This is a genomic window from Bradyrhizobium sp. (assembly GCF_035652035.1).
Lineage (GTDB): Bacteria > Pseudomonadota > Alphaproteobacteria > Rhizobiales > Xanthobacteraceae > Bradyrhizobium.
In genome coordinates, this window is sequence record NZ_DASREO010000052.1 from 1 (window position 1) to 19,995 (window position 19,995).

The 19,995-nt window shown below is 62.3% G+C and carries 20 protein-coding genes; 5 read left to right on the forward strand and 15 right to left on the reverse strand.

The features are described from left to right. The 6 genes from glyS to VFB05_RS14545 form a co-directional block, all read right to left on the reverse strand. Window positions 1-1,342 (reverse strand): glycine--tRNA ligase subunit beta (gene glyS, locus VFB05_RS14520; RefSeq protein ID WP_325013419.1); only part of this gene is annotated, 1,342 nt, incomplete at its 3' end. Then, window positions 1,342-2,277 carry a glycine--tRNA ligase subunit alpha gene (locus VFB05_RS14525; protein WP_325013420.1) on the reverse strand — a complete coding sequence of 312 codons (936 nt, stop codon included), beginning with the start codon at window positions 2,275-2,277 and terminating at the stop codon, window positions 1,342-1,344. The genes VFB05_RS14525 and glyS, both read right to left, overlap by 1 nt. 276 nt (window positions 2,278-2,553) lie before the next feature. Next, on the reverse strand, window positions 2,554-2,745 hold the full coding sequence (locus VFB05_RS14530; protein WP_325013469.1) for a hypothetical protein: 192 nt from the start codon (window positions 2,743-2,745) through the stop codon (window positions 2,554-2,556). A gap of 108 nt (window positions 2,746-2,853) precedes the next feature. Then, entirely contained in the window at window positions 2,854-3,756 is a 903-nt protein-coding gene (locus VFB05_RS14535; protein WP_325013421.1) for a S49 family peptidase, read from the reverse strand. Between the two features lie 251 nt (window positions 3,757-4,007). Beyond that, a complete protein-coding gene (locus tag VFB05_RS14540) occupies window positions 4,008-4,775 on the reverse strand; it encodes a tRNA1(Val) (adenine(37)-N6)-methyltransferase (RefSeq protein ID WP_325013422.1) in 768 nt (255 codons plus the stop codon). Beyond that, the gene (locus VFB05_RS14545) at window positions 4,768-4,995 is read right to left on the reverse strand and encodes a DUF2007 domain-containing protein (RefSeq protein ID WP_325013423.1); all 228 of its coding nucleotides are present in this window, start codon (window positions 4,993-4,995) and stop codon (window positions 4,768-4,770) included. Before VFB05_RS14545 ends, VFB05_RS14540 begins: the two co-directional genes overlap by 8 nt. A 312-nt stretch (window positions 4,996-5,307) precedes the next feature. Between VFB05_RS14545 and VFB05_RS14550 the strand changes: the two genes are divergently transcribed. Beyond that, window positions 5,308-6,318, forward strand: a complete 1,011-nt coding sequence (locus VFB05_RS14550) for a polyprenyl synthetase family protein (protein WP_325013424.1) — start codon at window positions 5,308-5,310, stop codon at window positions 6,316-6,318. 12 nt (window positions 6,319-6,330) lie between these two features. On the opposite strand, the gene VFB05_RS14555 is transcribed toward VFB05_RS14550, so the two are convergent. The 3 genes from VFB05_RS14555 to VFB05_RS14565 form a co-directional block, all read right to left on the reverse strand. Continuing rightward, window positions 6,331-7,257, reverse strand: coding sequence for a 4-(cytidine 5'-diphospho)-2-C-methyl-D-erythritol kinase (locus tag VFB05_RS14555; protein WP_325013425.1), 927 nt, complete (start codon window positions 7,255-7,257; stop codon window positions 6,331-6,333). 272 nt (window positions 7,258-7,529) lie between these two features. Then, window positions 7,530-9,311, reverse strand: coding sequence for a tetratricopeptide repeat protein (locus VFB05_RS14560; protein ID WP_325013426.1), 1,782 nt, complete (start codon window positions 9,309-9,311; stop codon window positions 7,530-7,532). Between the two features lie 224 nt (window positions 9,312-9,535). After that, the gene (locus tag VFB05_RS14565; protein ID WP_325013427.1) at window positions 9,536-11,197 is read right to left on the reverse strand and encodes an electron transfer flavoprotein-ubiquinone oxidoreductase; all 1,662 of its coding nucleotides are present in this window, start codon (window positions 11,195-11,197) and stop codon (window positions 9,536-9,538) included. Between the two features lie 342 nt (window positions 11,198-11,539). Between VFB05_RS14565 and VFB05_RS14570 the strand changes: the two genes are divergently transcribed. After that, entirely contained in the window at window positions 11,540-12,373 is an 834-nt protein-coding gene (locus tag VFB05_RS14570) for a uracil-DNA glycosylase (RefSeq protein WP_325013428.1), read from the forward strand. A gap of 7 nt (window positions 12,374-12,380) precedes the next feature. Here VFB05_RS14570 and VFB05_RS14575 read toward each other — a convergent pair whose 3' ends face one another. From VFB05_RS14575 to VFB05_RS14590, 4 genes are all read right to left on the reverse strand, one after another. Further along, window positions 12,381-13,889 (reverse strand): glycosyltransferase family 39 protein, encoded by a 1,509-nt coding sequence (locus VFB05_RS14575; RefSeq protein ID WP_325013429.1) that lies wholly within the window; start codon window positions 13,887-13,889, stop codon window positions 12,381-12,383. 73 nt (window positions 13,890-13,962) lie between these two features. Further along, entirely contained in the window at window positions 13,963-14,709 is a 747-nt protein-coding gene (locus tag VFB05_RS14580) for a ribonuclease HII (RefSeq protein WP_325013430.1), read from the reverse strand. 113 nt (window positions 14,710-14,822) lie between these two features. Then, window positions 14,823-15,269: a VOC family protein gene (locus tag VFB05_RS14585; protein ID WP_325013431.1), complete on the reverse strand. Its 447-nt coding sequence runs from the start codon at window positions 15,267-15,269 to the stop codon at window positions 14,823-14,825. Between the two features lie 19 nt (window positions 15,270-15,288). Further along, window positions 15,289-16,452, reverse strand: a complete 1,164-nt coding sequence (locus tag VFB05_RS14590) for a PA0069 family radical SAM protein (RefSeq protein WP_325013432.1) — start codon at window positions 16,450-16,452, stop codon at window positions 15,289-15,291. A gap of 182 nt (window positions 16,453-16,634) precedes the next feature. Here VFB05_RS14590 and VFB05_RS14595 point away from each other — a divergent pair, with 182 nt between their 5' ends. The 3 genes from VFB05_RS14595 to VFB05_RS14605 are packed head-to-tail and all read left to right on the forward strand — an operon-like array spanning window position 16,635 to window position 18,972. Next, window positions 16,635-17,204 (forward strand): glycosyl transferase, encoded by a 570-nt coding sequence (locus VFB05_RS14595; protein ID WP_325013433.1) that lies wholly within the window; start codon window positions 16,635-16,637, stop codon window positions 17,202-17,204. A 56-nt stretch (window positions 17,205-17,260) separates the two neighbouring features. Next, the gene (locus VFB05_RS14600) at window positions 17,261-18,175 is read left to right on the forward strand and encodes a helix-turn-helix domain-containing GNAT family N-acetyltransferase (protein WP_325013434.1); all 915 of its coding nucleotides are present in this window, start codon (window positions 17,261-17,263) and stop codon (window positions 18,173-18,175) included. Then, entirely contained in the window at window positions 18,175-18,972 is a 798-nt protein-coding gene (locus VFB05_RS14605) for a substrate-binding domain-containing protein (protein WP_325013435.1), read from the forward strand. The genes VFB05_RS14600 and VFB05_RS14605 overlap by 1 nt, the downstream gene beginning before the upstream one ends. On the opposite strand, the gene VFB05_RS14610 is transcribed toward VFB05_RS14605, so the two are convergent. Both VFB05_RS14610 and moaB read right to left on the reverse strand, forming a co-directional pair. Then, window positions 18,935-19,267, reverse strand: a complete 333-nt coding sequence (locus VFB05_RS14610; protein WP_325013436.1) for a PilZ domain-containing protein — start codon at window positions 19,265-19,267, stop codon at window positions 18,935-18,937. The genes VFB05_RS14605 and VFB05_RS14610 overlap by 38 nt on opposite strands. Before the next feature lie 139 nt (window positions 19,268-19,406). Then, window positions 19,407-19,970: a molybdenum cofactor biosynthesis protein B gene (gene moaB / locus VFB05_RS14615; protein ID WP_325013437.1), complete on the reverse strand. Its 564-nt coding sequence runs from the start codon at window positions 19,968-19,970 to the stop codon at window positions 19,407-19,409. Window positions 19,971-19,995 lie beyond the last annotated feature (25 nt).

Consider the following 19,995-nt stretch of genomic DNA (forward strand, 5'->3'; position numbering starts at 1 on the left):
GCACGCGATCGTTCGGGCCTTGCGGCTTGTAGTGCTCCTCGCTCGCCGCGGCGACGGAAGCATCCTCGCCCTGCGCAAGCGCATAGTATTTTCCCATCAAGCCCTGAAGCTCGGGGAATTCGCCGACGACTTCCGTGAGCAGATCCGCCTTTGCCAGGCGTGCGGCACGCTTCGTCTTCTCAACGTCGGCATCGACCAGCGGCGCAATCTCGGCGGCCAAGCGCTCGATCCGTTTGATGCGCTCGCCTTGCGTGCCGAGCTTTTCATGAAACACGATCTGGTCGAATTTCGGCAGGCGATCTTCGAGCTTCGTCTTGAGATCGCTCTCGTAGAAAAACTTCGCGTCGGAGAGCCGCGCGCGGATCACGCGCTCGTTGCCGTCAACGATGGCTTTGCCGCCATCCGATGCCTCGATATTGGCTGTCAGAACGAACTTGTTGGCGAGCTTGTCCGTCGCGGGATCGCGCACCACAAAACACTTCTGGTTGTTGCGGATGGTGGCGCGGATGACTTCGCCCGGGATCGACAAGAATTCCTTGTCGAAGGAGCCCATCAGCACGACCGGCCATTCGACGAGGCCCGAGACCTCGTCTGAAAGCGCCTGGTCTTCGACCAGCTCGAAATTCTGCGCCTGCGCCAGCGTCCTGGCGTCGGTGACGATCGCGTCCTTGCGGCGTTCGGCATCGAGCACGACATTGGCTTCGAGCAGCTTCGCTTCATAGTCCTCGAAGCGGCGTACGGAGATCGCCTGCGGCGCCATGAATCTGTGGCCGAACGTGGTCTGGCCGGTCTCGATGCCATCGACGTTGAATTTCACGACGTCGGGCTCTTCGGTCTCTAACCCAAAAGTGCAGGTGATCGCGTGCAGCGGCCGCACCCAGGACAGCGAGCCTGATTTGGCCGAGCGCGCGCCCCAGCGCATCGATTTCGGCCACGGAAAGGTGCGGATGATAACAGGCAGGATTTCGGCGAGCACGTCGATCGTGGCGCGGCCTGGCTTTTCGATCAGCGCGATGTAGAAGTCGCCTTTCTTGGGGTCACGCTGGATCTGCGCTTCCTCGATCGACGAAAGACCTGTCGCTTTCAGGAAACCAGCGATCGCGGCCTCGGGCCCGCCGACGCGCGGCCCCTTGCGCTCGTCCTTCAGATCGGCCTGGCGCGGAGGAATGCCATGTACGGTCAGCGCGAGCCGCCGCGGCGTCGCGAACGCTTTCGCGCCTTCATAGACGAGCCCCTCGGCGACGAGCTTGTCGGTGACCATGCGGCGCAGATCGTCCGCCGCCTTCGCCTGCATGCGCGCGGGAATTTCCTCGGAAAACAGTTCGAGCAGGAGATCGGGCATCAGCCTGCCCTTCCCGTCTCGGTATGCACCCAGGCTTCGCCGCAGGCCTTGGCGAGCTCGCGCACCCGCAGGATGTAGCTTTGCCGTTCGGTTACGGAGATCACGCCGCGCGCATCTAGCAGATTGAAGGCGTGGCTCGCCTTGATGCACTGATCGTAAGCGGGCAGCGCCATCAGATGCTCTTTCTGATTGCCGCCGTTGCGCCATCCGGCTTCGAGATATTTCCGGCAGGCATTTTCGGCCATCTTGAACTGCTCGAACAGCATCGCGGTGTCGGCATATTCGAAATTGTGCCGTGAATATTCCTGCTCGGCCTGGAAGAACACGTCGCGATAGCTGACCTTCTCGGCGCCTTCGCGGCCGTTGAAGTTCAGATCCATGATGCTGTCGACGCCCTGCAAATAGCAGGCGAGACGTTCAAGCCCGTAAGTGAGTTCGCCGGAAACGGGCGCGCATTCGACGCCTGCGACCTGCTGGAAGTAGGTGAACTGGCTAACTTCCATGCCGTCGCACCAGCATTCCCACCCCAAACCCCAGGCGCCCAGCGTCGGGCTCTCCCAGTCGTCCTCGACAAAGCGGATGTCGTGCAGATGCGAATCGATGCCGATGGCGGCGAGCGATTTCAGATAGAGCTCCTGGATGTCGCCCGGCGACGGTTTCAGGATCACCTGGAATTGGTAGTAGTGCTGCAAACGATTTGGATTTTCGCCGTAGCGCCCGTCCTTCGGCCGCCGCGACGGCTGCACATAGGCCGCATTCCACGGCTTGGGGCCGAGCGCACGCAGCGTGGTAGCGGGATGGAAGGTGCCGGCGCCGACTTCCATGTCGTAGGGCTGCAGGATCACGCAGCCGTAATCCGCCCAATAACGCTGCAGCGTCAGGATCAGTCCCTGGAACGAACGTTCCGGGCGCATATGCGCAGGCAAGGCATCCATCGTCGATTCAGATCGTTCCGCGGGTCAAATCGCGCGGGACCGTATCGGCGGGCAGTTCGGGAATCAAGGCGACGCCGGCTCTTATTCCTCATGGTGAGGAGGCTCACCCGAGCAGGCCGAGCCTGCGAGGCCGTCGCGAACGGTGAAAAACATGAAACCAAGGAGCGCGTCACCGGACGATGCTTTGCATCGCCGGGAGAACCATGAGGCCCCGATCTTTGCGGCCATCCTTCGAGACGCGGGCTATCGCCCGCTCCTCAGGATGAGGTCTTGGGATCAACCCGGCCGGTAAGCACCGGTGTTCGGGTCCCGGCGCAGTGTCGGAATGTCCCGCGGGCGGGCTGCTTCCGCGGCCCGCTCCAGGCGGGCCTCCTCCAGTTCCTGGCTAACTCTCAGCGCGGTCCGGTAGGCCCAGCGAATGATGGCCAGCCCTCCAAGAGCGCCAGCGAATGCGACAAGCGGCGGCATCGGTCGATCCTCGTCCATTGGTCACGCGCCCCTTTTCCTTATTGTCTACCAACGCGGACCGTCCCGCAATCGACTAAAAGCGGGGCCAAATGGCGCGGGGAAACTTGTTCAAAACCCGAATTTTGCCCAAATTGCCCGTGTTTCCAGTGCCGAAATCGCCTCCTCAGGCAGGCTGGACAGCCCGTCCACGGCCAGCGCGCCCGGCGAGCGACGCCCGAGCAGGCCGGACAACATGCCGCTTGCCGGGGCAATCAGCGGGGTTTGGACCTTCTCGCCAAAGCGGGCACGCAACGTCGAGCGCAGATCGCCGATCGCATCGGCCAGACCCAGCGACACAGAGGTCTCGCCCGCCCAGTATTCGCCGGTAAAAAGCATGTCATCGGCGCCCTTCAGCCGCGCCCCCCGGCTTTGCTTCACAAGTGCGATGAAGATCGCGTGGATTTCCTTCTGGAGCGCCTTCACCCGCGTCACGTCGTCGGGATTTTCGGGCAGGAACGGATCGAGCATCGCCTTGTGGGCGCCTGCAGTGTAGAGCCGCCGCTCGACGCCGACTTTCTTGATCAACTCCTGAAAGCCGAAGGAGCCTCCGACCACGCCGATCGAGCCGAGGATCGAGGACGGATCGCAAAAAATTTCGTCGCCCGCACACGCAATCATGTAACCGCCGGACGCCGCGACATCCTCCACAAAGACCAGAACCTTCAGCTTCTTCTCTTCGGCGAGCTGACGGATACGCAGGTAAATCTGCCGCGACTGCACCGGCGATCCGCCGGGCGAATTGATCACCAGAGCCACCGCTTTCGCATTCTTGACGGAAAAAGCGCGCTCGAGCGTTCGCGCGACGCCGGAAAGCGACATTCCCGGCCGCAGCGGCGTCACCGCCCCGATCACGCCCGACAAGCGAACCACGGGCACGACGGCGCGGCCACGCCGCAGCCGCGCCGGAATAAAGCTCATCAACTTTTCGATCCCGGCCGGCCATCGCCGCGCTTCGCTGAAATGTTCGGACATACCCTTACCTCAAATTAACCGTTTCTTATCACGACACTGTCATTCAACCGATGGAACGCTTGTGTAATTTCGATCGTATCGCTGAAGAGCCCACCCAAGCCCTTCGGGATACCGCGGAGCACGCCATGAAGATCTATTTGCTGATGACGCTGTTCGGTATCCTTTTCACCGCGATTCATCTCACTTCGACGCCGAAACAGGACCCGAAGCCGGTTTCGCAGTAAATTTCGGGCTAACGTCTCTTCCAGCGATCAAGCTTCTGCCAGCGGCAATACGCTCTCACCGGCCGAAATGTTTCTGGCAGCTGGCGTCGCACGGTTTGTCTCATCGTTCAGGATGAGCGCGCCCAGGAGCCGCGTCGGCGCCCGCCCACCTTTGGTGGCGCGGACCAGCACGCGGATCGCCGGCGAGGCCGCATCGGCATGAACCGGCAGGATCATCAGGCTGCCAAAGCCACGGCCGAGCGCGGCCAGCAGCTCGGCAATCCCATCGGCGCGCCAGATCATCACGAGATGTCCGCCGGATTTGAGAATCCGCCGGCTCGCATGAATCCATCCCTCAAGCGTTTCCGCGGCCGCAACGTGGGCGACCTCGCGCGCTCTGTCCGGCGAGGCCCGGTGGCGTGAGGCGTCGTTGAACGGCGGGTTCATCAGCACGACATCCACGCTGTCGGGAATGAGGCCAACCGATGCGAAGCTCTCCGCGCCGGAGGTCACATCAAGCACATGTACCTCAGTCGCAATTCCATTGCCGGTTGCGTTGGTCCGCGCCATGTCCGCGAGCGCCGCATCGATCTCGACGAGAACCAGCCTGATACCGGCGACACGCGTGGCGACCGCAAGGCCTGCGGCGCCGACGCCCGCGCCGAAATCAACCACGCGATCGCCCGCGCGAGCCGGCGTGGCCGCTGCCAGCAGCATCGCATCATGGCCGGCGCGATGACCTGATTTCGGCTGGCGAAGGCGCAATTTGCCACCGAGAAAGGCGTCCTCGGTGACGTCGCCAGCAAGCTCACTCATCGGGGCGCAGCTCATGGGCGAGGCCAGCGTCGCTGAGTATCTGGCGTGCCAGCTGATTGTCGTCCTCGTGCACCAGAATCCGGCGCGGCAACACCCCGAGCGAGCCGTCGACAACGCTCATATTCTGGTCGGCCACCAGATGGTGGATATTGGCGCCGTCAAGCAGTGCGCCGATCGCCGAAACCAGCACGATGTCGTTGGTCCGCACCAATTCCCGCACCTATATTCTCCTTCTATTCCTGTTCTATTCCCGCCGTCCTAGTGGTCCGATCCTGACATTCGCATCCCTCCTCAGCGGGCACTTTTGCGAATGTCAGGATCATGGGACCACCAGCAAACATATGTTTCTAGTGGAGTTTAAGATTTGACATTCGCTTTCCGAGTTTGCTGCTAGGCAGGTAGCGAACGTCAAATCCACTCCACTAGCGACATGTTGTTGCCATGTCGTCTCCTTGCGGCCTTGCCGCGCCACCTGTGTCTTTCTATGCTTATACCTTAGGATATGGCCGATTGGGCAAATCTGGAGACTTACGTGGCGGTTATAGTTCCCTTCGAGAGCCCTTCCGACGCTTCGATCGACGGGCTCGTTGAGCTCGTCGCCGCCGATATGGCGCGGGTGAATGCGACCATCCTGTCGCGAACCGGCTCGGAGGTCACCATGATCCCCGAGGTGGCCAATCACCTGATTTCATCGGGCGGAAAGCGGCTGCGGCCGATGCTGACGCTCGCAATGGCCAACCTGACCGGTTATTCCGGCGACGGCCACATCAAGCTCGCGGCTTCCGTCGAGTTCATGCATACCGCAACGCTGCTGCACGACGACGTCGTCGACGAAAGCGAAATGCGGCGCGGCAAGCTGTCCGCGCGCATGCTGTGGGGCAATGAGGCGAGCGTGCTGGTCGGCGACTTCCTGCTTGGCCAGGCATTCCGGATGATGGTCGAGGTCGGTTCGCTGCGCGCACTCGATATCCTGTCGTCGGCGGCTGCCACCATCGCCGAAGGCGAGGTAATGCAGCTTGCCGCCGCGAAAAACACCGCGACCACAGAGGACGAATACCTCGCCGTGATCCGTGGCAAGACCGCCGAATTGTTTGCAGCCGCCTGCGAAGTCGGCCCCGTCATCGCCAACCGTCCGAAGGACGAGCAGACCGCCTGCCGCTCGGTCGGCATGAATCTCGGCATCGCCTTCCAGCTCGTCGACGACGTGCTGGATTATGGCGGCAAATCAGCAAAACTCGGCAAGAATGTCGGCGACGATTTCCGCGAGGGCAAGATCACGCTGCCGGTGGTGCTCGCGTTCCGCCGCGGCAACGACGTCGAGCGCGAATTCTGGCGCCGGGCGCTCGAACGCGGCGAGATCGGCGACGGCGATCTCGATCATGCCGTCGGGCTGATGACCAAGCACCGCGCGCTCGAGGACACGATCAACCGCGCGCAACATTATGGGGCGATGGCGGTCGACGCGCTGGCGCTGTTTCCGCCTTCCCCGATGAAGACTGCACTGGAGCAGGTGGTGGCGTTCTGCCTGGCGCGCACGCACTGAGCAGCGGGAGCGTCAGCTCAACACGCCCGCATGAACCCACCACGTCGGGTGATCGCTGCGAATCTTTTCCGCCGCGCGACCGGCCTCTGCCGTGTTCTCATAGATCGCAAAGCAGGTGGCCCCGGAGCCGGACATGCGCGCCAGCCAGGCGCCATTGGTGGCATTGAGCGCCGCGATGACGTTGCCAATGACGGGCTCAATCCGCATCGCCGGCTCCTCCAGATCGTTGGAGCTGGCCGCGAACGCCTCGACCCATTCCTCAAGTGAAGCGCCCGCTTCCGGCCAGACCATGGCCTGGATCACATCGGCAATCCCAACGAGCAGTTCTCCGCTGCGCAGGCCGAGCGCTGTGAAAACGTCCTTGGTGGCGACCGCAATCCGCGGGTTGACCAGCACGCATGGTATCTTCGGCAGCTTGAGCGGCAGCAGGCTCTCGCCGACCCCGGTCATGACGCAGGGTTGGGAGGGGACACAAACCGGGACGTCAGCACCCGTCAGTTTTGCGACTTCGGTCAGGCGCTTGTCATCTATCGCAAGGTCGTTGGCGCGAGCGAGCAGCCGCAGCGCCGCCGCTGCATCTGCCGAACCACCGCCAATTCCGGCCGCGACAGGCAACACCTTGTTGAGCGTGAATGTGCCGGTTTTCAAGCGCGGCACACGCTCGGCCAGCAAGCGCGCCGCTTTCAGCACGAGATTGTCGGCCACCTCGCCGCAGGCCGCCGCCAGCGGACCTGTGGTCGCAAGGCGCAGTTCTTCGCCCGGAAGCAAAGTGAGCCGATCGGCGCAATCGGCAAAGGCGACTACGCTTTCCAGATCGTGGTAGCCGTCAGCGCGGCGTCCGACCACCCGAAGGGTCAGATTGACCTTGGCACGCGCCTCGTCGGCAAGCTCTCCCGCGGAAGACGTAACGGCGGCATCGGTCGTTCCACCCGAGGTCATAGCAAATGCAAATCCAATAAACCGAGGGAAAAACGATCCAGAAAACTGCGCGTCAAAATTCTAGTGTCCCGGTTCTGACATTTCGTCTCATATCGCAGCGGGCACCCTTCACGAAATATCAGAACCAAAGGGACGCTAGCAAATATACCGTTCTAGTGAAGCTTTGACTCTGACGTTCCTTTGAAGAGGCCGCAGCGAAACTGAAAGCAACGCCAGCTTCGCTAGCCGCAAATATCGCAAGGTGTGGGGCCGCGATTGGCGGCCCCAATTTTTTAGCCGCCCTTGCCGTCGTCCTTTTTCTTGTCAGCCGCGGCCGCTGATGTATCGGTCGTGTCGTCGGTCAGGCCATGCTCGATCTTTGCCTCGATCTTCGGCAGGTCTTCCGGCTCCGGCTTGAGATCGCGGGCGTGCGCCCACTGGAATTTGGCCTCCAGCGTGCGGCCGACGCGCCAATAGGCGTCGCCGAGGTGGTCGTTGATGGTGGGATCCTCGGGCTTGAGATCGATCGCCCGCTCCAGATTCTTCACCGCGTCTTCGTAGTTGCCGATGCGGTAATAGGCCCAGCCCAGCGAGTCCACGATGTAGCCGTCGTCCGGGCGCTGGTCGACGGCGCGCTTGATCATCTTCATGCCTTCGTCGAGATTGACGCCCTGGTCGATCCACGAATAGCCGAGATAGTTGAGCACGTGCGGCTGCTCGGGCTGCAATTCGAGCGCCTTGCGCATGTCGGCTTCCGCCTTGGTCCATTGCTTGGACCGCTCCTCGCAGATACCGCGGTAATAGTAGTAGACCCAGGTGTTCTTGTCGGTCTCCTTCGGCAGGATATCGATGCCTTGCGAGTAGGTCGTGGCGCAATCGGCGAACTTCTTGCGGCCGCGTTCGATATTGCCGAGCGCCATCACGGCCTCGATATCCTTCGGGTCGTCCGCAGTCACGCTCTTGAGGATCTTGATTGCGTCGTCGGTGCGGTCCGCCGCATCGAGATCAATCGCAAGCTGGATCTGCGCGTTGCGCTTGAGCGGCGAACTTGCCGGCACCCGCTCGTAGACCTTGATCGCCATCTGCGGCTTCTTCACCGATTCATAGAGATCGGCGAGCGACAGCAATGCCAGCGGATGGTTCGGCACCAGATAAAGCGCAAGCTGCAAATAAACGAGCGCAAGGTCCTCGCCGCCGCGGCGGGTCAGCGTCGCGCCGATCCCGTACAGCGCCTCGGCCGCGCCGGCCTGCGGCGAATCCACGATCGGCGGGAGCTTCTTGCCGGCATCCACTTCGCGCATCGCCTCCTGCACCAGCGGGTGCCGCGGCAACTTCTTATCGAAGGCCTCATAGACCGTTTTCGCCGCAGCCGCGTCCTTGTTGCGCGACAGCCAGCGAGCATAGTCGTCCGAGACGCGCAGCATCGAGTCTTCGAGCTTGTAGGCGCGCTCAAGGCGAACACCAGCGTCCTTCTCCTTGCCCGCCAGTTCGAGGATCATGCCGGAATGCAGATCCTTGAAGATCGGATACCATTCGGGGCCGGCGAGCTTGTCGATCGTCGCGACCGCGCTCTTGGCGTCGCCGGCGCCGTAAGCTGCCCAGCCGGTCAGCAGGGTGGCGACGAGGTCGGTGATCGGCCCGCGGATCGACTGATTGATGTTGGACTGCGCGCTGGCATACTTCTTCTGCTTGAGATCGCGCACGCCGATCACGAGCCGCGCCACGCGATTGGTCTTGTCGGTAGCGAGAATACGATCGGCCAGCTTGACGGCTTCCTCGATGTCGCCGTCCGCAAGCGAGGAAATGAAGGCACGATCGAGCAGTTCATTGTTCTTCGGATCGGTCCGGAGCGCCGAGCGATAGAAGGTCGCTGCCGAGGCGGCATCCCGCTCGACGCTGGCGTGACGGGCGGCAAGATAACTGCCGGCGGTCGTCAGCGTCTTCAGGTCGTGGGGGGACGGAAATTGCGCGGAGTTGTCGGCCGGATGGTCGGGCGTCTGCGCGGCAGCCGCAACGGGCAGTGCCAGGAAAGCGAGTGCGGCAATCGCCGAGCGATTGAATCGGAAAGAAAGCATCAGGGTTCGCCTTGGCTCCAGAATTTACCGGGATCGTAGGATATCGGATGCAGGCCCAATCGGCGCATCAAGCTCAGCGACAATGCCGGTTTTGGCGGCCAATCGCAAGGATACGGGCATAGCGAATCAATCGACGGACGGGCCTCACCACCGCCTCCCCGCCTGAAACCCCGTCAGTATGGCAGTATCGTGGCTGCAGACCAATCGCTCTCACGCAATCGTGGTCACATGGCCTCGTAATTGGGCCCGCCGCCGCCCTCCGGGGGAACCCAGGTAATGTTGCCGTTGGGGTCCTTGATGTCGCAGGTTTTGCAGTGGACGCAGTTCTGGGCGTTGATCACGAAGCGCGGACCTGACGTTTCTTCCACCCACTCGTAGACGCCGGCCGGGCAATAGCGATTCGACGGACCAGCATAGACATCGTGCTCCGAGGTCTTTTGCAGGTTCATGTCGGCGACCTTCAGGTGAACTGGCTGGTCTTCCTCGTGATTGGTATTCGACAGAAACACCGAGGACAGCCGGTCAAAGGTCAACTTGCCATCAGGCTTGGTTGCGGTGATAGGAGCATGAACCTTTGCCGGATCGAGCGTCTTGCGATCGGGCTTGGCGTGCGACTGGGTTCCAAACAACGAGACGCCGAGCAATGTGTTACACCACATGTCGAAGATCCCGAGTCCGGCGCCGAGGAAAGTACCGAACTTCGACAATAACGGCTTGGCGTTGCGGACGGGGTAGAGATCCTTGCCGACCGCCGACGAGCGCCAGGCATTTTCGTATTCGACGAGTTCGTCATTCGCACGACCTGCGCCGAGCGCGGCGTGAACATGTTCGGCCGCTAGCATGCCGCTGCCCATCGCATTGTGCACGCCCTTGATGCGCGGCACGTTCACAAAACCCGCAGCGCAACCGATCAGGGCGCCGCCGGGGAAGCTGAGACGCGGCACCGACTGATAGCCGCCTTCGGTGATCGCGCGCGCGCCATAGGCGAGCCGCTTGCCGCCTTCCAGCACGGAGCGAACGGTGGGATGCGTCTTGACGCGCTGGAACTCGTCGAAGGGCGACAGATACGGATCGTCATAGTTCAGGTGAACGACAAAGCCGATCGACACGAGGTTCTCGTCATAATGATAGAAGAACAGGCCGCCACCGGTGTCGTCCTTCAGAGGCCAGCCAACCGCGTGCTGAACCAGGCCCTTCTGGTGCTTTGCGGGATCGATCTGCCAGACTTCCTTCAGGCCGATGCCGAATTTCGGCGGCTCGCTTTTGGCATCGAGCGCGAACTTCGCGATGAGCTCTTTGGTCAGGCTGCCGCGCGCGCCCTCAGCGAACAGCGTGTATTTGCCGCACAGTTCCATGCCGCGCGTGAACGAATCCTTGTGCGTGCCATCCTTGGCGATACCCATATCGCCGGTCGCAATGCCGCGCACGGCACCCTTGTCGTCGTAAAGTACTTCGGCCGCCGCAAAGCCCGGATAAATTTCGACGCCCAGCGCCTCGGCCTTGCTGGCGAGCCAGCGGCACAGCCGGCCGAGCGAACCAATGTAGCAATGATGGTTATTCATCAGCGGCGGCATGATGAAGTTCGGCACCTTGATCGCGCCTCTCTCGGTGAACCAGAAGAACCGGTCGTCCTTGACCTGCGTCTTCAGCGGGCAATCGGCATCCTCACGCCAATCCGGCACGAGCTTGTCGAGCCCAACCGGATCCATCACGGCGCCTGACAAGATGTGCGCACCAACTTCCGATCCCTTCTCGACGACCACCACCGAAAGCTCCGGGTTGAGTTGCTTCAGGCGGATGGCCGCACCAAGACCGGAAGGCCCGGCGCCGACGATCACGACATCGAATTCCATGGATTCGCGCGGAGGCAATTCTTCGGTGCTCATGATCTGATCTCAGACTTGGAAAGGACTAGTGGTCCGATTCTAACATTTGCATCCCGGTGTGGCAGGCACATTTGCAAATGTTAGAATCAAAGGACCACTAGCAAACATTGGTTTTCTAGTGGAGTTTTGGATTTGACATTCGCATTTCGAATGCCCGGCAAGAGGTAGCGAATGTCAAATCCACTCCACTAGCCACGTTGTTTCCGATTTTTGCGGGAAGAACAACATAGAAATGCCGCATCGAACGTTTCGTTGCAGCCCAATCAAGTCTAGTGTGGCGGCAAGACCTCGGCATTTTTCGACCTGCGGAATTTCCGCCAAAGCCGGCACGAGATCAACCAGTTGACGCCCGAACCTGCGCCCTCCGTCTCTCAGTTGCTGTCCTTCTATCTGGAGGCCGGGGTCGATTGCGCGCTCTCGGAAGAGCCGATCAACCGGCTGGCCGAGCCCGACAGGCCGGCAGACTTCAAGACGGCGGCCCCTGCCCGTGACGTCAACCCGTCCCGCCCAACCGAAACGGCGCCGACCCCTCCCGCCGCGCCTCTCTCCGAACCACCGCCGGCGCCGGACGCCGTGATCGCGAGTGCGCGCGAGACCGCCCGCACGGCCTCTTCGCTCGAAATCCTTCGCGATCTCCTGGAAAAGTTCGACGGCTGCGCGTTGAAGTCGACCGCCACGCGCCTGGTGTTTGCCGACGGCAACCCGACGGCGCGCATCATGTTCGTCGGCGAAGCGCCGGGGCGCGACGAGGACATCGAAGGCCTGCCCTTCGTTGGACGTTCGGGCAAGCTGCTCGACCGGATGATCGCCTCGATCGGACTTGATCGCACCAAGGTTTATATCGCCAACGTCATTCCGTGGCGGCCGCCAGGCAACCGGACGCCGACGCCGCAGGAAACGCAGATCTGCCTGCCATTCATCCAGCGCCAGATCGAACTGGTCGATCCGGACATTCTGGTGACGCTCGGCAATCCTTCGACGCAAACGCTGCTGGCGACGCGCGAGGGCATCATGAAGACTCGCGGGCGCTGGCTCAGCTATGACACGGGCACGCGCACGATCCGCGCGATGGCGACCTTCCATCCGGCCTATCTGCTGCGCTCGCCATCCTACAAGCGCCTGTCATGGCAGGATTTGCGCGCGATCGCCAAGGCGCTGTCTCAGTCGGCCTCTTAGCGACGATTCACGGCGCCTTCGGCCGGATGATCGCCCAGCCGATCCGCAGCAACGATTGCCGGCCGTTGACCAGTCGATCGAAAGTCTGCGGCACTTCAGGCGCAAGGCCCGGAAACAGTCGGGCGATGTCGGGCGGCGGCGTTCCGTCAGTGTCAGAGGCGCGCCAAACCACGACGCCGCCGGTTTGATTGAACTTGCTCAGATCGAGCCACGGCGTTCGTTCTGGCGCGCTGGCGAGAAACAGATGCGGACGCGTCGGGCTCAGGCTGATCAAGGTCGCGAGCTGCGCGTCGCCACTCACCGCCGACAGGCGCTGGTTGGTTCGCCGCGCAAAACTGTCGTCGAAGAAACGCCCGATTGCCGTCGCCGGCAATGAGGTAGTCACCTCGCGGCTCGTGGTCCATGGGATGAGGATCGCAGCGCCGACGACCGCAAGAGCCGGCGTCAGAATGATCAATGCCCAGACAGAGCGCAACGTCCGCTGGCGCCGCAGATGAATGAGATCGCCGCACGCCACGATGGTTGCCAGTCCCGACATCAAAAGGACGACGCCCGGCCCGCCCACAACATGATCGAGACCAAAGAGGCCGGATATCAGGCATCCAACGAGCGCAGGCGCAAAGGCAAAAAAGTAGACGAAATCGCGCACCGCCGGATCGACGGGAGGCCGAAACATCACGGGCGCTTCGTCCTGCGTGCGGTCGAGCCATCCGGAGTTGAAGACTGAAACGATCGCGATACCCATCGATGCGAACAGCAGGCCGCCGAGCAATTCGGCGCCGTGCAACGCCCGGCCGCTCAAATCGGCAACCGGCGGCAGATGCGGCAGATGCGGAACGTCGGCGCGGATCAGCCAGATCAGATAGGGCAACACCAGGACGACGATCACCAAAAGCGCATACAGCGTATCGAACGACATCAGGACACGCCGGCCCCGCGCCGTCGCCAGCGCAAATCCGATCACCAGCACCAGCAGCACGATGCCGGCCGACGTCGTCAGCAGCAACAGGCCTGCTTCGATCGACCAGGCGAACCAGGCGTTACGCCGGTTCTGGCCGATCAATTGCCAAGAATGCAACAAAAGCAGCGCCCATAGCGGACGCGCCAGTACCAGCGGGCCGAACTCGAGGCCCGGCGCGCTGAACGCCAGCACCGTCATCGTCAGAAGAACCGCAAGCACCGCTTGCTGCCCGCCGACGGCGGCGCGCGCGAAAAGATACAAGATCCAGAATGTCGCAATCGAGCAGAGCTGGGCCAGGAGATAGACGCCGAACATATGATTGCCGACGGCGCGATACGCGATATCGGCAAGCCAGAATGCCAGCGGCGGACCGAGGTCGCTTCCAACCCGATACTCACGACCAAGCGCGACCACGCTGGCGAGATCGGCGGGAGGGCTGCGGTACAAAATAAGCGATACCAGGAGCCACAGGATTGCCTGCAACACCACCACAAGCCACACCACCAGCCTCGGCCGGGCACGGATCAACTCGATAACCAGGGAAGTGAAGCGCATATGACGGCCGGATCGCCTCTAACCTCGCGTCAGGCAACGGTCTTAAAGTGCGCCACGCCGAGAGGCAACTGTTTCACTCGGCAGCTGAAACCACGGGCATCTCAACCGGCGGATCGAACAGATCGGCCTCGTGCTTGATCGTCCAGGGCTGATGCTTTTCCCGGGCCGCCACGACCGGCGCGAAAAAACTGCGGTGGTGAACCGAGGGACCCAACCGATCGAGCGCTTCCAGGTGTTCCGGCACGCTATAGCCTTTGTGAGACTCGAAGCCGTAACCCGGACATTCCTCGGCCAACGCGCACATCAGACGATCGCGCGTTACCTTGGCGATGATCGAGGCGGCTGCGATCGACACCACGATCCCGTCGCCGCCAATCACAGCGTCGCAGTCGCATGCCGTGTTCAGCCGGTCGCGGCCATCGACAAAGACATGCTGCGGGGCTTCCGGCAGGCTCTCGACCGCGCGCTTGAGCGCCCACAGCGAGGCGCGCAGGATATTGTCGCGATCGATTCGCGCACGGGATGCGAAGACAACTGAAACCGAGGCAGTCGCGCAGATTTCCTCGAACAGTTCCTCGCGGCGCTCCGCCGTCAGCCGCTTGGAATCGTCGATACCCTTGGGAATTCGCTTCGGATCGAGCACGACGGCGGCTGCGACAACCGGACCGGCAAGCGGCCCGCGCCCGGCCTCGTCGCAGCCCGCGACCGGCCACACGCCGCGCTTGATCAGCGCCCGCTCGCGGCGAAAACTCGGCGGCGAGATCGCGATGACTCCCTTCGGCAGCTTGACTGAGGTCTTGTCGGACTTTTCCCGAATCATGGCGGGATCGTGCGCAAGCCCGCGATGCCGCGCAACCGGGAACTTCGGCTCCGCGCCTGCCTTTCACCGCTCTCAACAACGCCTCATGCAGATCAATCCGGCAGATGCACGCGTCAATCCGGCAGATGCACGCGGCAGTCTTCTCCGACTTCGATATTCGGTGCAACCACAACTTCCCAGGGGTGCCCGTCAGGATCGGCAAAATATCCGGAGTAACCGCCGTAATCGGTCTTGTGCGGAGGCTTCAGCACTCGCGCACCTTTCGAAATCGCAAATTCGATGACCTCATCGACTTCTTCGGTGGATCGGCAGTTCCAGGCCAGCGTGATGCCGCGGAAGACCCTGGGCCTTGGATGCTCGGGTAAAGTCGCGTCTTGCGCCAGTTGATCCCATGGAAACAGCCCAATCACGGTTGCGCCGGTATCGAAGAACGCCACCGCCTCACCCGTTGCACGAAATTTCCGGACAAAACCCAGCGCCTCATAGAAGGCGATGCTCCGGCGCATGTCAGCGACACCAAGTGTGATAACAGTCAGCCTGGGAACCGGCGGCTTGGGCATGAACGCTCCTCACTCAAAATCAGAACAGACTGAGTTGCTGTCCGCCCCGCTTCGGCCGCGCGAAATGTTCCGTCGTCAGCTTTGACCGCCGCTTGTTCAGCCCGAGCTTTTCGCAGGCGATCTCAAATCTGCGCCCGATCATCCAGGCCATGGGTCCGGTGCCTTTCATCCGCGTTCCCCACTGCGAGTCATAGTCGCGGCCGCCGCGCATATCGCGGATCAGCGTGAAAACGTGGCGGTAGCGATCCGGATAATTCGCCATCAGCCACTCGCGAAAGAGATCGCGCACTTCGAGCGGCAGGCGCAGCAGAACATAGCTCGCCTCCTTGGCGCCGGCGTGCGCCGCCGCATCGAGAATGCGCTCGATTTCGCTGTCGTTCAGCGCCGGAATGATCGGGGCGACCATGACAGTGGTCGGAATCCCAGCATCCGACAATCGCCGCAACGCCTCCAGCCGCCGCGGCGGCGTCGAGGCGCGCGGCTCCATGGTGCGGGCCAGCCGCGCATCCAGCGTCGTCACCGAGATCGCCACTTTCGCAAGATTGCGCTTGGCCATCCGCGCCAGGATGTCGATATCGCGTGTGACGAGCGCCGATTTCGTGACTATGCCAACCGGGTGCGACGCTTGCTCCAGCACTTCGAGAATGCCACGCATGATCTTGTGGTCGCGCTCGATCGGCTGGTACGGATCGGTATTGGTTCCGATCGCAATCATGCGCGGTCCGTAATTCTCGGCCGCGAGTTCCTTTTCCAGCAGCTGCGGTGCGTCGGGCTTGGCCAGCAGTTTCGATTCGAAATCGAGCCCCGGCGACAGACCGAGATAGGCGTGCGTCGGCCGCGCGAAGCAATAGACGCAGCCGTGCTCGCAACCACGATAGGGATTGATGGACCGGTCGAAGCCGATGTCGGGGGAATCGTTGCGCGCGATGACCTTCCGCGAGGTATCGAGCGACACTGTGGTCTTGAACGGCGGCAATTCTTCAAGGCTCTGCCAACCGTCGTCGAACGCGACCCTCGCCTCGGCTTCATAGCGGCCGCTGGAGTTGGATTGCGCGCCCCGGCCCCGTCGCCGTTCACGATCGATCGCGACTGCAAGCTCCGGAAAGTCAGAAGGCGCACCCGCCGGTTTGGAGGGCGCCTTGACCGGCGGGTGCTTGAGCGCATTTGAGGATGCTCTGCTCATGGTTCGAACATAGCACGGAAAAAGAACAAATCAAGAACGCGATTGGCGCGATCCACAAGGCAATGCGAGAAAAAGCGTTTGAGGTTCGTTTTCGCGATATGCCGCAAAAAGCTGCATGCGAGCGGGCTGATTTGAATGTGACAAGGTGATAACGGTTCCCGCGATTTTTCGCTGTTGAGATCATGCTGAGCGTCATCATTCCGACAGAGGGGTGCGAGCACCCGGTCGTTGCCACGCTGGCGCCGCTGGTGCCGGGCGCGGCGGCCGGCGTCGTCCGCGAAGTGTTGCTGATCGATCGCGGCGATAATGGTGTGATCGAAAGGGTCGCCGATGTCGCCGGATGCCGGTTCCTGCCCTTTGACGGATCGCGCGCCGCGGCGCTGGCCGCAGGTGCGCGCGAGGCGCGCTCTCCGTGGCTGATGTTCCTGCATGCGGGCGCGGTGCTGGATCACGGCTGGATCGACGAGACCGTGCAGTTCATCCAGCGCGTTGCCGACAGCGACCGTCCGCGCGCCGGCGTGTTTCGCTACGCGCGCTCCCCCTACTCCGACCGCACCTTTCGTGACGGTCTAAGGTCGATCGGGCGAATGATCGCAGGTCCCTTCGCCGACCAGGGACTGCTGATTGCGCGCGATCATTATGAACGGCTCGGCGGCCACGCGCCGAACGCTCGCCATCCCGAAACGCGGCTGCTTCGCGCGCTCGGCCGGTCCTCGCTGACCCTGCTGCACAGCCGGATCGTCATGGCCTGACACATACTTGCCAAAGTCAACTAATTAATTGACAGTGACAAGTATTGAGGTGCCCCATGCTTCCGGACGATGAAAGCCAGATATCGGCGGTTCGCGCGTTCAACCGCTTTTACACGCGCCAGCTCGGTGTGCTCGGCCAAAGGCTTCTGGGTCAGTTCTCGCTGAGCGAGGCGCGGGTGCTGTATGAACTGGCGCACCGCGACGGCGCGGCCGCCAAAGAAATCGGGGCCGAACTCGACCTCGATGCGGGTTACCTCAGCCGCATCGTGCAGAAGTTTGACGATGACGGCTTGATCAGCCGCAAACCGTTGCCGGCGGACCGGCGGCAGCATCAGCTCAGCCTGACCGCCAAGGGACGCCAGGCTTTCGCGAAACTCGATCGCAGTTCGCATGACGATGTCTCAAGGATGCTGCGGCCATTGCCGGAGAATGACCGTCGGCGTCTCACCGCCGCCATGGCGGCCATCGAGGGCCTGCTCGGCGAGGTGCATGCGCCGGCGACGTTGCGCGAACCGCGGCCGGGCGACATGGGATGGATCGCGCAGAGCCAGGGCGCGTGTTACGCGCGGGAATATGGCTGGGACTCCTCGTTCGAAGCGCTGGTTGCGGAAATTGTCGCGACATTCATCAAATCCTTCGATGCCTCGCGCGAACGATGCTGGATCGCCGAAATCGACGGCACACCGGTCGGGTCGGTGATGCTGGTCCGGCACGACGACGACGTGGCAAAGCTCCGATTGCTGCTGGTCGAACCGGCCGGGCGCGGCCAGGGCCTGGGCAAGCGGCTGGTCGGAGAATGCATTGCCTTTGCGCGCGCCTGCGGCTATCGCAAGATCACGCTGTGGACGCAAAGCATTCTGACGGCGGCCCGTAAGATCTACCAGGATGCAGGCTTTGTGCTGGTGGCATCCGAACCGCATCGCAGTTTCGGCCAGAGCCTGATCGGTGAGACCTGGGAGATGAAGCTCTAGTGCGCCTGCCCTTTTCGAGCCGATGGGTATCGATCGTCGCAGCCGCCATCGTGCTGGTCGCCAATACGGCCCTTGCCGCCGACATCCACGTGATGATCTCGTCCGGCTTTCACGGCGCCTATTCAGAGCTTGCCCCAACCTTCGAGCGCGCGACCGGCCATCGCCTGATCACCACGCGCGGTCCCTCGATGGGAGATTCTCCGGAGGCGATCCCGGCCCGGCTTGCGCGCGGCGAGGCTGCGGACGTCGTGATCCTCGATGGCGGCGCGGCCGACGAACTCGGCAAGCGCAACCTAGTGCAAGCCGAAAGCAAGGTCGAACTGGCGCGATCGCTGATCGGCATGGTGGTGCGCGAGGGCGCTGAGAAACCGGACATCAGTAGCGTCGCAGCGCTTCGGAGCACGCTGCTTGCGGCGAAGTCCATCGCCTATTCGGACAGCGGCAGCGGCACCTATCTGTCGACGGTCCTGTTCGCCAAGCTCGGCGTTACCGATCAGATCATGCCCAAGAGCCGGAAAGTGCGAGGACCGCCGTCCGGCGAGCCGGTTGCGGCGGTCGTGGCGCGCGGCGAGGCCGAGATCGGCTTCCAGCAGGTCGCCGAACTCATTCATACACCCGGCATTACATTCGTTGGCGCATTGCCGACCGAGGTGCAGCCAATGTTTTCCTTCGCCGGCGTTCTCACCAAAACACCGCGAGAGCCGGAAGCCGCGCGTGCTTTGCTTCAATTCCTCAGTTCGAAAGACGCCGCACCCGCCATCACGAAGGCTGGACTGATGCCGCTGCCGGATCGCTAGCCGGCTCGACCGCGACCGGAAGCAGCGTGACGAACTTGACCCCGTAGGTCTTGCCGCGGCGCCAGACGACTTCGCACAGATCGCGCTTGTGATGGCCCTTCACCAGCGTCAGCTCGAAGCGGTCCCGCACATCCATCGCATCATCGGTCGCAATCCGCGCGCCGCCGGACGAAAGGTCCAGAACGTGGCATTCGTACTCGGTCACGCCGTTGTCGGCCGAAATCCAGGCCAAACGGTTGTGCAGTTGCCGTCGCGGCTCCCGCAACACCTTTTCCCTGTGTTCAACAACACTCATCGACGTCACCGGTGGTTGCACGGCCTAAAGCCCCGGCGATCCCGGGCTTTCACAGGAATCTGGCGGGTAGTTTGTAAGGTTCCGTTAGGACTTTGTTTTGAAATTTAGACGTTATCGACCGACCTTCTTTGCCCGGCGTTCAAGCCGAGGCGCCTTTTGCCTTGGGCCGGCGCAGATGTTCGTCCAGCCGCGGCATGATCTCGACGAAATTGCAGGGCCGCGTCCGGTAATCGAGCTGCGCGGCAAGGATGCCGTCCCAACCGTCGCGGCAGGCGCCCGGCGAACCCGGCAGGCAAAAGATGAAGGTCGCGCCGGCGACGCCGGCTGTCGCGCGGCTCTGAATGGTCGAAGTGCCGATCTTGGCGTGGCTCAGCATGTGGAAGGCGATGGAGAAGCCATCCATTCGCTTCTCGAACAGCGGCTCGATCGCTTCCGGTGTCACGTCGCGGCCAGTGAAGCCGGTGCCGCCCGTGGTGATGATGGCGTCGACGCCTTCGTCCGCGATCCATCGTTTGACGATCACGCGGATCGCCTCGACATCGTCGACGATGATTTCGCGCGCCGCAAGCTTATGGCCAGCAGCAACGATGCGCTCCGCCAGCGTCGCGCCCGACTTGTCGTCGGCGAGCGAGCGCGTGTCCGAGATGGTCAGCACCGCGATGTTGAGCGGCACGAATTGTTTGGTTTCGTCGATCGAGGTCATGACTATCTCTTCTCGTCATGGCCGG

Coding starts and splice junctions, on each gene's coding strand:
- VFB05_RS14535 (WP_325013421.1), bottom strand. CDS start 3,756: ATGTCCGAACATTTCAGCGAAGCGCGGCGATGGCCGGCCGGGATCGAA.
- VFB05_RS14540 (WP_325013422.1), bottom strand. CDS start 4,775: ATGAGTGAGCTTGCTGGCGACGTCACCGAGGACGCCTTTCTCGGTGGC.
- VFB05_RS14590 (WP_325013432.1), bottom strand. CDS start 16,452: ATGAGCAGAGCATCCTCAAATGCGCTCAAGCACCCGCCGGTCAAGGCG.
- VFB05_RS14530 (WP_325013469.1), bottom strand. CDS start 2,745: ATGCCGCCGCTTGTCGCATTCGCTGGCGCTCTTGGAGGGCTGGCCATC.
- VFB05_RS14575 (WP_325013429.1), bottom strand. CDS start 13,889: ATGCGCTTCACTTCCCTGGTTATCGAGTTGATCCGTGCCCGGCCGAGG.
- moaB (WP_325013437.1), bottom strand. CDS start 19,970: ATGACCTCGATCGACGAAACCAAACAATTCGTGCCGCTCAACATCGCG.
- VFB05_RS14580 (WP_325013430.1), bottom strand. CDS start 14,709: ATGATTCGGGAAAAGTCCGACAAGACCTCAGTCAAGCTGCCGAAGGGA.
- VFB05_RS14525 (WP_325013420.1), bottom strand. CDS start 2,277: ATGGATGCCTTGCCTGCGCATATGCGCCCGGAACGTTCGTTCCAGGGA.
- VFB05_RS14555 (WP_325013425.1), bottom strand. CDS start 7,257: ATGACCTCGGGTGGAACGACCGATGCCGCCGTTACGTCTTCCGCGGGA.
- VFB05_RS14560 (WP_325013426.1), bottom strand. CDS start 9,311: ATGCTTTCTTTCCGATTCAATCGCTCGGCGATTGCCGCACTCGCTTTC.
- VFB05_RS14565 (WP_325013427.1), bottom strand. CDS start 11,197: ATGAGCACCGAAGAATTGCCTCCGCGCGAATCCATGGAATTCGATGTC.
- VFB05_RS14595 (WP_325013433.1), top strand. CDS start 16,635: ATGCTGAGCGTCATCATTCCGACAGAGGGGTGCGAGCACCCGGTCGTT.
- VFB05_RS14585 (WP_325013431.1), bottom strand. CDS start 15,269: ATGCCCAAGCCGCCGGTTCCCAGGCTGACTGTTATCACACTTGGTGTC.
- VFB05_RS14600 (WP_325013434.1), top strand. CDS start 17,261: ATGCTTCCGGACGATGAAAGCCAGATATCGGCGGTTCGCGCGTTCAAC.
- VFB05_RS14610 (WP_325013436.1), bottom strand. CDS start 19,267: ATGAGTGTTGTTGAACACAGGGAAAAGGTGTTGCGGGAGCCGCGACGG.